The sequence below is a fragment of the Neobacillus sp. DHD-1R genome (assembly GCF_057747995.1).
Map to the genome: position 1 here is coordinate 4,648,407 of NZ_CM173232.1, position 14,323 is coordinate 4,662,729.

Genomic DNA, 14,323 nt, shown 5'->3' on the forward strand with positions numbered 1-14,323 from the left:
ATAAAATAAGCCCTTACAGCTATTTGCAGAAGGACTTTAAGGTATTTTATGATTGATTCTTTTTCTTTATTAATTCATCCCTATCTGGTGCCATTGGAGGTTGTTCTAACCATTCATTTTTAATCATGATATTAGCTCCATCCTCAGAATATAATTGAACTTCTAAGGATAGCCTGTTATACATTGCAACAAGATCCCCTCTTGGACTTAGTGCAATACCTGTACCATAAAAACCAATACTCAAACCAATCAAAGTAGTTGTAAAGAACATCATGAGTTTATCAGAAAATGTTTTAGTTGTACTAGTTGTTATTTCTGAATCCCAACTCATTGGTGCTGGGAGCTTACTTTCCTCTAATTTCTCTCTAAATAATGTAACATGCTTATTCCCAATTTCTAGACCTTTTATAAAAAATTTTTTTACCTCCTTGTTCTGAGCAACCTGACTAAATCCAGTAAGGGTAGCTACTCCTAAAGCATTTCTTTGAAGATTAGCAAATATGTTATCTACTTCTGATGCTACTAATGGTCTTTTTTCGCCGAACACATCTAAAATAAACCATTGCTTTTTTACATACTCAACCTGCTCTAAATTGGGCAGGTTAGGAGACCTAATAAACAATCCTTTTGATAATAATAAATCCTTTGATTTTGCATATAATTGCATTGTTTCTGTAAGGCAGTCATTGTAATAGGCTGTAATGTCATGTCTTACAGATGCTGATACACTCGCTGCATATAATGTAAGACCAATTTTAGACATTTGGTTTATAAAATTTAAAACAAAACTGTCAGAAAAAAGTCTTGGTGCTGTTAAATCAACATCCTCTTTAATACTAAAACCATGTGGAATTACATTTTTTTCTTCCGTCAATATTGCTACAATTTTTTGCACATGTGACTTAGATAACTGTAAAGCAAATTCAATAATAGGCTTAATCTCATCATCCTCAGCCTTCTCTAAAAAATATGTAAGCACACATATACTTGAACTATCATTTAAGTATTGAGCCCAAAGTTGAGCAATCTCTCCTGCAGTTAGCCTAATCTGTTTTGCCTTTTCCTCCATCAGAGTGCCCCCCCAAAAAGATATAATATAAGATAGACTCCCCATAAATTGCCTGTAATATGTATTATTTCCTTTGATACTCTCTTAAGCAAAAAAAGCCAACTCACAAACAGTATTTTAATCAGATCCTACCTAAATTGATGCAGATTAGCGAGAACTACAGATTTCTCTCTAACAAAATCCCCACCTGTTTTGCCATGACATCAGTTGGATAAGGCATTCCATTCATGATCCACCATTCAACTATCCCTACATATGAGGTAACAATAAATTGAAGTATAACGCACCTTTAATATTCTTTTTTAAACAAACAAGTTCACTTTAGAATAAAATAAAAACTCATTTGCAATTTATTATTGCAAATGAGTAATAATCACTAGCTGTTATTCCACATTATCTATTAAGAATGTTGTAATCTCTGGGAAGAAGGAAAGTAGAACCATGAAAAGTACCATAATGATGGCGTAAGGGATTACCCCTTTAACAATCTCGCTAATGGTATTTGATCGATCAATTCCTTTTAGAACAAACAAGTTTAATCCAACAGGTGGAGATATTAAAGCTAATTCCATATTGATAACCATGATAATAGCAAACCAATACGGATCGAATCCTAAAGCCATAATGATAGGGTACAAAATTGGCAGGGTAATAACCAAAATCGAAATAGTTTCTAAGAACATTCCTAAAATCAATAGAGCGATATTAATGAAAATAATGATAACCCAAGGGGAAATGTCTTGTTGTGTTGCGTAATTCGTAACCGTTTGTGGAATTTGTAATATCGTCATAATGTATCCAAGTAACATTGCACCCACAATTATGAATAAAATCATCGCATTTGTTTTGACCGTAGAGAAAATAATTTTCTTGATGTTTTCTAAATTCAAATTCCGATAGACAAATGCCGAAATGGCAAAACCCACAACCACCCCTACTGCAGCCGCTTCTGTTGGTGTGAAAATACCAGTATAGATCCCGCCAATAACGATAACGGGTAACATGAGTCCCCAAATAGCGGTTTTGGTAGCTTCCATTCGTTCCTTCCATGTTGCCGGTACTTCTTTAATATGACGCGTTTGATAAGAAGCAAATATCATAAAGGCAAGTGTCAAAATAAGTCCTGGTACAATCCCTGCGATAAATAATTTTCCAATAGATTCACCTGTAACAGATCCATAAATAATCATCGGAACACTTGGTGGGATTAATATTCCTAAAGTTCCGCCGGCTGCAAGCAGTCCTAAGACGTGCTTTTTATTGTAACCCCGCTTCACCATCTCTGGTAACGCCACAGAACCAACGGTTACTGCTGTTGCAACACTTGAACCTGATATTGCAGCAAAGATAGCACAACAAAAAAGTGTCGCAATGGCTAGTCCGCCGGGTAGATGTCTAAACCAGCGGCTCGCCATTTCATACAGATCACGACCTACTCCACTTACTAGTAAGATTTGACTCATTAGCACATACATTGGTAGTGATGTTAAGGAGAAATCATCAAGCGACTTATAAGAGATAATAGGAATTTGCATAAAAGCAAATGTGCCGCCATTAAAGAAGTACATACCTGCTACAGCTAATAAAGCAAGTGCAAAGGCTACTGGTAATCCAAGTAATAATAGGGTGCCCATTCCACCAAGGAAAAAGAAATTCATATGTGCTCTCCTCCTTTATGGATTCCACCGTCTACAATTTGCAATATAAAGGCCAAGCACATCAACACCCCACCTACCGGAAGTATTAATTCCGGCAGGTACATAGGGATTCGCAATAATGATGTAGAAGTGACACCCAGTTCCATCGTTTTCATCACGTGATGAAATCCATAAAAGGTAAAAATGATGCTAAACACTAAACCTAACGCATTCGACAAGTAAGCAAGCATCGTTTTTATACGATCATTAACATTATTTATTAGTAAATCTACCGTAATGTGTGAGTATGTCCGCACCGCATAGGCACTTCCAAAAAAACAGCTTCCCATTATCGCATAAATCGATAATTCTGTTGCCCAAATGGTTGGGTGATTAAACATCCCGCGCGATACAACTTCATAGAAAATCATAAACGTTGTAAGAATGATGAAGAATCCGGATAAATAGGCTCCGATATTAATGAGTTGATCAGATATTCTGTAAAGTGCCTTCATTTTTGAATCCCCCTTACTCCTCATCAACTATTTCTAACAGTTCTTTTCCTAAATCACCACCGTTTTTAAGGAAAGCATCCCATGCGGGTTTTGCAGCCTCTTTCCACTCTGGTAAGTCTTTCGCGGGAACTACATACACTTCCATACCTTTTTCTTCTAGCTGTTTAGCTGTTGACTCATCTTCTGCTTTCGCCTGATTGCGAATCCATTCCTCTGTTTCTTTTGCTTCTTCATTTAATAGTGTTTGTGTTTTCTTTGGTAAACTGTTCCAGTAATCTAGGTTAACAGCTAAAATGAATTCCAAGTAAGAATAGTTATTAATTGTCAAATATTTCGCTACCTCATTGTATTTTCGTTGTAACATCGCTGTTGTTCCAGAAGTAGCTCCATCTACAGTGTTACGTTGAAGTGCCATATATACCTCTCCACCACCCATAAATACTGGTGAAGCACCGTACGCTTTAATCATTTCTGAAGGAATATCTCCAATACTACGAATCTTTAACCCTTTAAAATCAGCAGGGGATTTTAATGGCCGCTTGTTATTAGCAAATTGGGCATAACCGTAGTCTGCAAATATTAATGCTTTTGCCCCTTTCTCTTCCATTGCTGCACGTAATTTATCACCAAATTCACCGTTTATTGCTTTTCCCGCTTTTTCATAATTGGTGAATACATAAGGGACATCAAAAATTCCCATTGCTGGTACTGTACTTTCCCATAATGTTGCGGAATTCACGCCCATCTCCACTCCACCAGTCAAAATGGATTGGTTCATGTCTTTATCGCTTAGTAGTTGGCCAGCAGGATACACTTGAACTTTTACGGCACCATCGGACTTTTCGGTAACATCCTTTGCAAATTGCTCAATCCCTTTTGAAATGTGGTGATCTTGCGGTAAATTGTAGGCTAAACGAATCGTTGTTTTTTCATATCCATCTTCATTTACACTAGCATCACTCGGCTCAGATTTTGATGTGTTACACGCTGCCAATAGAAGTGTCGTCCCCATTACAAGAGTCATAGATTTCATCCATTTTTTCATTTTTAATTTCCCCCTAATTGTTTTCTTTCTACGTGTCTGATGCGTCCTAATGGATTTTTAGATGAGAGACTTGCGGCATAGTCTGCAGCATCGAGCAATTTTTCAAAATCCAATCCTGTTTCAATGTTCATTCTATGGAATAAATATACTAAATCTTCTGTTGCTAAATTGCCTGCTGCTCCTGGTGCAAACGGACAACCACCTATACCAGATACAGCTGTTTCAAAAATCCGAACTCCCGCCTGATAAGCTGCATAAGCATTTGCTGATCCCAATCCCCTGGTATCATGCAAATGTATGGCAACTGGCGTTTCACCAGCAATTTTTAAAACACTTTTCATTAAACTTTCAACTTGATCTGGTGTAGCAATCCCTATGGTATCAGCAATTCCAATGCGATCTGCTCCAGCGGCTTTCACCCGTTTTACGAGATTTAATACCTGCTCTTCTGTTACTTCACCTTCATATGGACAGCCAAAACTTACTGCGATTGAAAAGCAGGTTTTAATGCCATCTCTTTTTGCCTGTGTGACAAGTGATTCAAACTGCTTAAAGTTTTCATCTATAGTCAGCCCAATGTTTTTTTGGTTGAATGTCTCAGTAGCTGAACTCACCCAATTCACTTCAGTTAGTAAATGTTCTTTAGCTCTTTCATATCCTTTTAAATTAGGAACTAATGCAATTGCCTCAAGATTCTCAAAAGATGTAACTGCTTCTAAGACATTTGAGGCATCAGCCATTTGTGGAACTTTTTTAGGGTGAACAAATGAAGTAACTTCAACTGTTTGCACACCTGCTTTGAGCAGCATCATCACTAGCTTTTCCTTTTCATTTGTTGGAATGAACCTTGGGTCATTTTGTAAACCATCTCTTGGACTAACGTCAATAATTTTCACATCTGCCATTTAAATGACTCCCCGTTCTTTCAGTTTTTTGAAGTCTTCAATAGTGAAATTCATATATTCTGTATAAATTTCTTCATTGTGTTCACCAAGTTTTGGGCCACTCCATTTTATTTCTCCTGGTGTTTCAGATAATTTCGGTACAATTCCAGGAACCAAAACCTTCTTTCCATCCGGTAATTCTATTTCCTGCAGCATGTCTCTTGCTTTGTATTGCTCATCATCAACTATTTCTTTAATTCCATAGATAGGTCCGACTGGAACAGATACTTCATCTAATATTCGCTGGGCTTCTTTTAGTGGATATTGTTTCGTCCATTGTTCAATTATGTGATCAATGAACTTCACATTGTCCGCCCTACCTTGGTTTGTAGAATATGTAGGGTCATTCGCTAAATCTTCTCTGCCTATTGCTGTCATTAATCGTTGGAAAATTTTATCTCCATTCCCGCCAATCACCAGGTGTTTCCCATCCCTACACTCGTATGTATTCGAAGGAGCTATCCCTGGTAACGTACTACCTGTTCGCTCTCTGACTACTCCTGTCAAGTCGTATTCAGGTAGAATCCCTTCTAGTAAACTAAATACAGATTCATAGAGTGCTACGTCAACAAGTTGTCCCTTTTTATCAGGGTTTTGATCTCTTGCACGTAGTGCCAGTAGTGTTCCAATTACTGCATATAACCCTGCAGTTAAATCACCAATCGCAATACCTACTCTTACAGGCGCTAAATCAGGATAACCTGTTATATATCGAAGGCCGCCAAATGCCTCAGCAACACTTCCAAATCCAGGTTTCTCACGATAAGGACCCGTCTGTCCATATCCAGAAACTCTCGTCATGATGATGGACGGATTTATTTCACGTAATTCTTCTATGCCTAACCCCCATCTCTCTAAAGTTCCAGGTTTAAAATTTTCAAGAACTACATCAACTTTTTCAACCAATTGTTTTATAATCTTCTGGCCTTGTTCATCTCGCATATTTACTGTAATGGATTTTTTATTCCGTGATTGGACGTACCACCATACCGATGTATCATTATGCATGACCCGCCAATTTCTAAGAGGGTCACCTTTCGTTGGCTCTTCCACCTTTATCACTTCAGCCCCAAACTCGGCAAATAACTTGCCAGCAAATGGAGCAGCAACTAAATTACCTAATTCAAGAATCTTGACTCCTTCAAGTGGTTTTTTTTTTGACATTTCAGAACCTCCTACAATTGATTACTAAATTTCATAAATAAATTGTAATCGCTTTCAATATGTGCTCTCATTAACCGCTTAGCTCCATCCCCGTCTCGATCTACAATTGCTTTAAATATATGTTGGTGTTCATACATTGCTTTTTCTATGTGAGGCGGCGTTTCTTCCAAAAACGATTTTCTATAAAAGCTATTCACCCCATGAAGTTGTGCAATCATGGAAACTAGAAATGGATTAGCACTCGCAGCTACGATTGCTTCATGGAACTTCTCGTTTGCATCGTGTACTTTCGTCAAATTATTCGTTTCCGTAATCTTTCCCATATCTAATAGGTAAGCTTGTATGGTTTCAAGCTGTTCCTGAGAACGGCGTTTTGCAGCATAATAGGAGGCGAGTGGCTCCATTTCAATTCGACATTCATATAAATGTTGAAAATCCTCGATAGTAGGCTGAATAACTGTGACTCCTCCAGAAATATTAACAAGTAATAATCCGTCCTTTTCAAGCATTCTAATAGCTTCACGAATCGGACTGCGACTAACCCCCAACTCTTCTGAAATTTTTTCCTCTATTAATCTTTCACCAGGTTTTACCGCTCCCATGAAAATTTGTTCCCTCAAAAAGTTATATACCTGTGTTTTTAAAGTAGCTCCTTTTTTAACAACCTGAACGATTTGAATCACCCACTTTGTTTTTCGTCGACGGTCTACATTTAACTAATTCTTAGAATAGTATAAAATTTTAAAATAGTCAATCTATTTTGTTTTTCCCTATTTATTTCTTTGTGGTCTTGGTAGCGGGAACCAAAAAAAGCAGCCGTGATTTCTAGAAAAAATCACAACTGCTTTAGTATCTTTCGTTCTATAAGAAAAAAAGCCTATCTTTCCCAAGATGATATCAACTCATGCAAAAACAATCGTTTTATTACCATGGACCAGTACTTTATCTTCAACATGCCAGGAAACGGCTTCGGCAAGCACCCTCTTTTCCACATGACGTCCGGCAGTCTTTAAATCTTCCACTGCATAACGATGATTTATCCGTTGGACATCTTGTTCAATAATCGGTCCTTCATCAAGATCATTCGTTACGTAGTGGGCAGTTGCCCCGATTAACTTTACACCACGATTAAATGCACCCGCTGTATGAGAACTCGACGGTCCTACCATAATCGGTCCGATAATGTCAAAACAACTTTGAAATTCCATCCGCATGCCCCTTTCTTAGACTGTGATTGCCTGTTCAAATAGTGGATAGGCGGCACAAATCGTTTTAGTTGTTTCCTTTGCTTTCTCAAGCACAGCTTTGTCCCCTTTACTCTTCAGAACAGCTGCAATGGCTTTTCCGATTTTCACCATTTCATCCTGCTTCATGCCGCGAGTCGTTAAAGCTGCTGTTCCCATCCGGATACCGCTCGTCACAAACGGCTTTTCCGGGTCATACGGAATCGTATTTTTATTGACGGTAATGCCCGCTTCTTCTAGTAACTTTTCTGCTTCTTTTCCAGTAAGGTTCCACGGACGTAAATCTAAAAGGACAATGTGGTTATCCGTTCCACCAGATACAAGGGCTGCACCTTCATTTTTCAAGGTCTCGCCAAGTGTGGCTGCATTGTCTATGACTTGTTTCGCATAGTCCTTAAAGCTTGGCTGCAATGCTTCGTTGAAGGCAACCGCCTTGGCTGCAATGATGTGCATGAGCGGACCGCCTTGTATCCCTGGGAACACCGATTTATTAATAGCTTTTATGATTTGTTCATCATTTGTTAAAATAATGCCGCCGCGCGGGCCTCTTAACGTTTTATGCGTAGTGCTCGTGACAACATCGGCATATGGAACTGGCGATGGATGAAGACCGGCTGCAACAAGCCCGGCAATATGCGCCATATCTACCAGGAATTTTGCGCCAACTTGATCAGCAATTTGTCTAAAGCGGGCAAAATCAATCGTTCTAGGGTAAGCACTTGCCCCTGCAATAATCAATTTTGGTTTTTCCTTTTTCGCAATGGCTTCCAGTTCATCATAGTCAATCAATTGAGTATCCTCTCTTACACCATAGGACACAATATCAAACCATTTCCCTGAAACACTTACAGGACTTCCGTGAGTTAAGTGCCCACCCTGTGAAAGGTTCATCCCCATCACTTTATCACCAGGCTGAAGCAGTGCGAAAAATACAGCAAAATTTGCTTGTGCACCTGAGTGAGGCTGAACGTTTGCATATTTAGTGCCAAACAACTGTGTGAGGCGTTCAATCGCTGTTTGTTCTGCCACATCGACAAATTCACATCCACCATAGTAACGCTTCCCCGGATAACCTTCTGCATATTTATTTGTCAGCACGCTTCCCATTGCTTCTAATACATCCTGGCTAACGAAGTTTTCAGATGCAATCAACTCCAATGTTTGGAGCTGGCGGTCTTGCTCTTTCCTAATTGCTTCAAAAATAGTTGAATCATTTTGTTGTAATCCCATACTTACTCCTCCTTGAAATATCGTTCTAACTACCCCATGATCTGTCAAACCTCGAAGATTAACCTCACTATCACTACAGCTCTTCTATTCCAAGAAAACTGGAACGAAAGCCTGCTTTTTTGCACGCAAAAAAGGACAGTAGAAGGGTAGCTAAAAGCTTTTTTTCCCTTCTCTGTCCTTTTACCTGAGAGTTTAGTTCCGTTTCGAACCTTCCCCTTTGGTGGCATAATGGTATACGCGCTCTCCAGAGTTGCGTCCAGTTGTGGTTCCATCTACCTGAGAGATTGATTCCAAGGGTTTTTTTGGAACTTGCTCCTTCGGTGGCGTGTAAAATGCACTCTCCCACAACCATCATTCGCTTTATTTTTTGTTTTTTTCAGAATAATTGTAAAAGTTATTCAAGTCAAGGCATTTATTGAAAACGGTACCAAAGTCACTAAAGAACACACCTATTTTAAGTTGCTGCTTTAATTTTCTACGACCTTTTCCGGATTTAGCTGTTCTTCCTGACTTGCATCCATATTTCGTATTTTATAAATGGCTATTAGCAAAATAAACCAGACAGGAGTTACAAACAAGGCAATACGAGTATCTTCCGCAAGAGCAAGCACGACAAGAACAAATGCCAGGAAGGCAAGGATCAGGTAATTGGAAAATGGATATAGCGGCAATTTAAATTTGTTGACTTTTGCCAGATCAGGTCTTGATTTGCGGTATTTTAAATGACTGATGACAGTAATTCCCCAAATAAAGATGAAGCATACTGTAGAAATACTTGTAATTAGTGTAAATACTCCTTCTGGCATAACATAGTTCAAAATAACGGCAATGAGAATGACAACAGTGGAAAAGAACAAGGCATTGGAAGGTACTTGACGAGAAGTAAGTTTTGCAAATGGCACAGGTGCATTTTTATCTTTGGCAAGTGAATATACCATCCGGCTTGTACTGAAAATGGCGCTGTTACATGCCGAAGCTGCGGATGTTAGAACGACAAAATTAACAATACCGGCTGCGGCTGCGATACCAACTGCCACAAATACTTGAACGAATGGGCTTTTCGCTGGATTGATGGCGTTCCACGGATAAATACTCATGATGACAATTAGGGCGCCAATGTAGAAAATTAATACCCGAATAGGAATATTATTGATTGCTTTTGGGATAACTTTTTCCGGGTCTTCTGTTTCACCTGCAGTAAGTCCTACAAGTTCAATGCCAACAAACGCAAACACGACCATCTGGAACGAGAGGATAAATCCATTTATGCCATTTGGGAACATGCCGCCGTGGCTCCATAGATTCGTGAAACTGGATGCGCCTGAATTTGTGGAAAAGCCTTTAATAATCATAAAAATCCCAATAACTATTAATGCTAGAATTGCAATGACTTTAATTAATGCGAACCAGAATTCCATTTCGCCAAAAAGCTTTACGGTTGCCAGGTTCATAAATAGCAAAATGACTAATGCAATTAATCCTGGCATCCACTGTGGTACACTTGGAAACCAAAACTGAGTATAGAGACCAACTGCCGTTAAATCGGCCATTGCAATTGATATCCAGCAAAACCAGTAAGTCCAGCCCGTAATAAATGCTGCCGTATTACCTAAATAGTCTCTTACAAAGTCAACAAAAGAATGGTATTTCAAATTGCTTAAAAGCAGTTCTCCAAGTGCGCGCATGATTAAAAAGCAAATGATTCCTGTAATCAAGTAAGCAATTAAAATTGACGGACCTGCTAAATGAATCGATTTACCTGCTCCAAGAAATAATCCAGTTCCGATTGCTCCTCCAATAGCGATTAATTGCACGTGCCTATTCTTTAGACCCCTCGACAATGTTTGTTCTTGCATATGACTCCCCTCTCCCTACTAGCTTAGAATGTATTTCTTTACTATTCAGATAATCAAAGTTGTTGATAACAACTTTGATTATGCTCAATGCTGAGCTGCCTCGTAAAATTTCAGGAATTGGTTGTTTTTTACAACAAAAAAGGACAGAAGAGGGCAATGTTTCTACCCTCTCTGTCCTTTTACCTGAAAGTTTTTCCCACTAAAAGCAGTGGATCCCCTTTGGTGGCATATAAAGAAATATGCACTCTCCAGAGCTACGTCATGTAATGGTCTATTTTACCTGAGAGATTTATTCCAAGGATTTTATGGAATTTGCTCCTTCGGCGGCGATATTCATCACTCTCTCCCAATACAATCAACCGTAAATATTCAATTATTTTAATTATCAAAAATGTAAGCGCATTCTTAAGTATGATATTCTCATAGACTCATTTCATTGTCAATCGAGTTATAATTAAAATTTAGAATTTTCTTTTTTCAGGAAAATAGAAATGGGCTTAAATGTCTAACTGAAACACGGGTAAAGGAGGTTTGAACGGCAGTAACAAGGGAAGAACCCTCAACATACTAAATGAGAGTATGGAATTGTTCCATACTCTCTGTTACTACTTAATATCCGGGGATTTTACGACCCTTAATGCCCTTAAGTGAGTCTACTTTTTGGGCTGGTCAAGTGCTTGGTAAGCTAACTGGTATTTTCCCCCGTCAGCCACTTCTGAATGGTACAACGCCTTAAGGGCATTGTTTTTTTCAAGGCCATGTTCTGCCTTCAACTCTTTTAAGCGTGTATGCAATTCTTTATTATCTTTGATTAGCTGTTGCATTTGCGATTTTATATACTTCAAAATTTCCAACTCCTTTTAGAAACCTAATTCGTTCTCCAAGTATAGCATGATTAAACTTTATTTAAATAAATCTATATATTGAAAATCCACGGCAAGCTGAGGATTGGCAATTTTATAACACCCTGAATGAATTTTCTAAGCACAAGAACCATCTTTGTGGGGTTACACACCAATATTTTTATCAATTGTAAAATATTCCATACCTTTCACCTTAAATGAGTTTTTACCATTATAATAGAGGTATTAATGTTGAAGAATAGCGCTTTTCCAATTCTTTATATGTAAACAAAATACTATGACTTTACTTAGACTATTTTGGATAATTGGGGATTTGGCCTTTTGTTGAAAGGAGTGCCTATTAGATGCTTATTTTTATTAGCGATTTACATCTTATGGATCGAACCGCCGGCAGGCACCAGTTAGAAGCAGAAAACTTTAGAGATACTTTTACCGAGCTGGCATATCAGGCAAAGGAAGCGGTTAAAAATTTAGCTGCTGAAGAACAAGACATAAAAATTGTCCTATTAGGTGATATCTTTGATCTTATTAGAACAGAGTCATGGTTTTTGAAGAGGGAAATGAATCAACTAACCAACATTGACCAACATGATCGACCATGGGGGGATTACTCGAAAAAAACGGAAACAATAGCCTTGGACATTCTAAACGACGTCATTAGAGAGAACGAAGAAATTTTTTCTATTCTTTCCGGAAAGGAATGGGAGCTTCTTGGCTTTCCGAGAAAGCCTGAAATCATCTATATACCAGGAAATCACGATCGTTTATGTAATGTCTATCCTTCCTTGCGGGAACGAGTAATCAATGTATTAGGACTTAATGGAATTTCAGCAGCACACCATTTTTCTAACTATTATAAAGATGAACAACATGGAGTATTTGCAAGACATGGACACGAATGGGATCCCTTTAATTTCGAGGGAGATTATAGGGTCAATTCTGATTACAATAAGACACCCATTGGCGACGTAATTGCAGCTGAAATCGCCACCAAACTCCCTATCGTAGTGGGTAATAAGCTGCAGAGTATTAATCTGCCCGAAGAAGATATCAGGCAAATATGCAACAACTTTAGAAATTTATTTGACGTTCGTCCCTTATCTGCCATTATTCCCTGGCTATCTTTTCAAGTTCAATGCTATGAGAAGTATGGAAAAATGGTTCAACATGAAATCAATTCAGCCATTCGGCAAGTTGGCGAAGAGTTTATGGAGCTTAAATTTGTTAATCAGTGGATTAAAAGGAACGATCACTTTTTGCAGCCTCTTGATACTGGGGATAAGGTCCAGATATTAGGAAATCTCTTAAAAATATTTGATATTACCAACTCGGAGTGGCAGTTGAAGTTACTTGAAAACGTGGACCAGATACAGGCGCTATGGTCTGAAAATAACTATATACTTGGTGCTAAAGAGGATTTTGAAAACTTAACAAATAATTTCTTGTATGTTCTTTACGGTCATACCCACATTCCGTATCAATGCACCATAGATGTCATTAATGATAAAGAGACAACCAAACAAAAAGAACGTGTCTATTTGAATACAGGAACATGGCGGCCGAGTTATCAGCAAGCTATTTCGGGAAGAGGTTTTTCCACTTGGGATAACCTTACTTTTACTATTATTTACAAACCAGGTGAAATGTATGAAGGTAAAGTAGTTAGTTCTCCTACATTTGAAGTATGGACAGGGACAATGAGAAAAGTGTAAATGGACAATTTTAAGCTGTAATCAGGCAACCCATGGGACGGTTTGCGGGTGACATTAAATTTTAAATCCTTGAACCGGCGGCCCTGTGGAGTTTTTGGAATCATTTATAACTGTTACAGTATGTTTTTGTAAGGAATAGAATAAAATCGAAAAAGGAAAATTCACTGGAGAGAGTGATACAAGTGAAAGAAATTACTTTTAAAGCTTTTGCCATTACCCATGAAATTGACTTGAACAAAATTGCCGTTCATTGCGGTATACCTAAGAAGTTCACCTGGGAACAGCCACTGATCCTGAAAGGTGATATTCTAAAATCCATTCTTTATAAAAATGTGGACGAGTCGCAAATGGTGCTGGTTTTCTCGTTTGGCAGTATTGTCTTCATTAATCACACCCACGTTGATGAGATTAGGACCTTATTGAACTACATTCATTCCTTCGAACCAGACTTTGAAATCGGACAGGCAGACAGATATTCCGATGATTACTGCCTTCATATCAGTGAAACGGAGAAGTTTGAATTGACCGATGAATATGTGGTCGTGCCAGAATATGAGGAGTTTTATCCTGAATTGATTTCCACAGTGATTGCAAAATCGGTGGCCCTTGAGAAAACAGAGGAACAACTCGGAAAAATCCACGACAAGCTTGAAACCATGATTGACAGATTGGAGAAAGGCAAGCTAAGGATTGGCAACAAGGAACTAGCAAGTACAACCGCCCAAATTGTCCGCCACGAGTATAATACACTTGCCTATATCATGATCTTGGATAAGCCTGATATAACCTGGACCAGCAGCACTGCCAGCGACTTTTACGACCGGATGGTGGAGTTTTTTGAGTTGAATGATCGATACAAAATTTTGAAAAGCAAAACGGAGATTTTGTATAACATCATGGATGGTTTTTCCACCATCAGCCATTCAATCCGAGGTCTATTCGTAGAGTGGATCATCGTGATTCTAATCGTCGTTGAGATTGGCCTGACGCTCTTGTGAAGCGGAGGGACGGTATTTTTGCTTAAAGAAAGGAAGCAGAAGTACC

The 14,323-nt window shown here is 38.5% G+C and carries 12 protein-coding genes, 2 pseudogenes and 2 riboswitches; of the genes and pseudogenes, 2 read left to right on the plus strand and 12 right to left on the minus strand.

Annotated elements, in window-relative coordinates; genetic code table 11:
- Positions 1-46 precede the first annotated feature (46 nt).
- The 12 genes and pseudogenes from AC3ANL_RS22975 to AC3ANL_RS23030 form a co-directional block, all read right to left on the minus strand.
- The gene (locus tag AC3ANL_RS22975) at positions 47-1,069 is read right to left on the minus strand and encodes a DUF3231 family protein (protein ID WP_488326650.1); all 1,023 of its coding nucleotides are present in this window, start codon (positions 1,067-1,069) and stop codon (positions 47-49) included.
- 157 nt (positions 1,070-1,226) lie between these two features.
- Positions 1,227-1,352 (minus strand): annotated as a pseudogene (locus AC3ANL_RS22980) (TetR-like C-terminal domain-containing protein); the annotation flags it as partial.
- Between the two features lie 100 nt (positions 1,353-1,452).
- Positions 1,453-2,727 carry a TRAP transporter large permease gene (locus tag AC3ANL_RS22985; RefSeq protein ID WP_488326651.1) on the minus strand — a complete coding sequence of 425 codons (1,275 nt, stop codon included), beginning with the start codon at positions 2,725-2,727 and terminating at the stop codon, positions 1,453-1,455.
- Positions 2,724-3,221: a TRAP transporter small permease gene (locus tag AC3ANL_RS22990; RefSeq protein WP_488326652.1), complete on the minus strand. Its 498-nt coding sequence runs from the start codon at positions 3,219-3,221 to the stop codon at positions 2,724-2,726. Before AC3ANL_RS22990 ends, AC3ANL_RS22985 begins: the two co-directional genes overlap by 4 nt.
- Positions 3,222-3,234: 13 nt before the next feature.
- Positions 3,235-4,266, minus strand: a complete 1,032-nt coding sequence (locus tag AC3ANL_RS22995; RefSeq protein WP_488326653.1) for a TRAP transporter substrate-binding protein — start codon at positions 4,264-4,266, stop codon at positions 3,235-3,237.
- A 2-nt stretch (positions 4,267-4,268) separates the two neighbouring features.
- A complete protein-coding gene (locus tag AC3ANL_RS23000) occupies positions 4,269-5,171 on the minus strand; it encodes a hydroxymethylglutaryl-CoA lyase (protein WP_488326654.1) in 903 nt (300 codons plus the stop codon).
- Positions 5,172-6,374 carry a CaiB/BaiF CoA transferase family protein gene (locus AC3ANL_RS23005; RefSeq protein ID WP_488326655.1) on the minus strand — a complete coding sequence of 401 codons (1,203 nt, stop codon included), beginning with the start codon at positions 6,372-6,374 and terminating at the stop codon, positions 5,172-5,174.
- An 11-nt stretch (positions 6,375-6,385) separates the two neighbouring features.
- The gene (locus AC3ANL_RS23010) at positions 6,386-6,976 is read right to left on the minus strand and encodes a GntR family transcriptional regulator (protein ID WP_488326656.1); all 591 of its coding nucleotides are present in this window, start codon (positions 6,974-6,976) and stop codon (positions 6,386-6,388) included.
- Between the two features lie 300 nt (positions 6,977-7,276).
- A pseudogene (locus AC3ANL_RS23015) lies at positions 7,277-7,516 on the minus strand (formyltransferase family protein); the annotation flags it as partial.
- An 81-nt stretch (positions 7,517-7,597) separates the two neighbouring features.
- Positions 7,598-8,848 carry a serine hydroxymethyltransferase gene (gene glyA / locus AC3ANL_RS23020; RefSeq protein WP_488326657.1) on the minus strand — a complete coding sequence of 417 codons (1,251 nt, stop codon included), beginning with the start codon at positions 8,846-8,848 and terminating at the stop codon, positions 7,598-7,600.
- 253 nt (positions 8,849-9,101) lie between these two features.
- Positions 9,102-9,203, minus strand: a riboswitch (glycine riboswitch).
- A 112-nt stretch (positions 9,204-9,315) separates the two neighbouring features.
- Positions 9,316-10,704, minus strand: coding sequence for an amino acid permease (locus tag AC3ANL_RS23025; RefSeq protein ID WP_488326658.1), 1,389 nt, complete (start codon positions 10,702-10,704; stop codon positions 9,316-9,318).
- Positions 10,705-10,961: 257 nt separating this feature from the next.
- A riboswitch (glycine riboswitch) is annotated at positions 10,962-11,063 on the minus strand.
- A gap of 294 nt (positions 11,064-11,357) precedes the next feature.
- The gene (locus AC3ANL_RS23030) at positions 11,358-11,549 is read right to left on the minus strand and encodes a hypothetical protein (protein WP_160725156.1); all 192 of its coding nucleotides are present in this window, start codon (positions 11,547-11,549) and stop codon (positions 11,358-11,360) included.
- 362 nt (positions 11,550-11,911) lie between these two features.
- Between AC3ANL_RS23030 and AC3ANL_RS23035 the strand changes: the two genes are divergently transcribed.
- Both AC3ANL_RS23035 and AC3ANL_RS23040 read left to right on the plus strand, forming a co-directional pair.
- Complete coding sequence (locus tag AC3ANL_RS23035; RefSeq protein ID WP_488326659.1) at positions 11,912-13,279, plus strand: metallophosphoesterase family protein; 1,368 nt, start codon at positions 11,912-11,914, stop codon at positions 13,277-13,279.
- 182 nt (positions 13,280-13,461) lie between these two features.
- A complete protein-coding gene (locus tag AC3ANL_RS23040; RefSeq protein ID WP_488326660.1) occupies positions 13,462-14,277 on the plus strand; it encodes an RMD1 family protein in 816 nt (271 codons plus the stop codon).
- The last annotated feature ends 46 nt before the right edge of the window (positions 14,278-14,323 follow it).

Coding starts and splice junctions, on each gene's coding strand:
- glyA (WP_488326657.1), bottom strand. CDS start 8,848: ATGGGATTACAACAAAATGATTCAACTATTTTTGAAGCAATTAGGAAA.
- AC3ANL_RS22975 (WP_488326650.1), bottom strand. CDS start 1,069: ATGGAGGAAAAGGCAAAACAGATTAGGCTAACTGCAGGAGAGATTGCT.
- AC3ANL_RS23005 (WP_488326655.1), bottom strand. CDS start 6,374: ATGTCAAAAAAAAAACCACTTGAAGGAGTCAAGATTCTTGAATTAGGT.
- AC3ANL_RS23025 (WP_488326658.1), bottom strand. CDS start 10,704: ATGCAAGAACAAACATTGTCGAGGGGTCTAAAGAATAGGCACGTGCAA.
- AC3ANL_RS23035 (WP_488326659.1), top strand. CDS start 11,912: ATGCTTATTTTTATTAGCGATTTACATCTTATGGATCGAACCGCCGGC.
- AC3ANL_RS23000 (WP_488326654.1), bottom strand. CDS start 5,171: ATGGCAGATGTGAAAATTATTGACGTTAGTCCAAGAGATGGTTTACAA.
- AC3ANL_RS22990 (WP_488326652.1), bottom strand. CDS start 3,221: ATGAAGGCACTTTACAGAATATCTGATCAACTCATTAATATCGGAGCC.
- AC3ANL_RS23010 (WP_488326656.1), bottom strand. CDS start 6,976: ATGGGAGCGGTAAAACCTGGTGAAAGATTAATAGAGGAAAAAATTTCA.
- AC3ANL_RS22985 (WP_488326651.1), bottom strand. CDS start 2,727: ATGAATTTCTTTTTCCTTGGTGGAATGGGCACCCTATTATTACTTGGA.
- AC3ANL_RS22995 (WP_488326653.1), bottom strand. CDS start 4,266: ATGAAAAAATGGATGAAATCTATGACTCTTGTAATGGGGACGACACTT.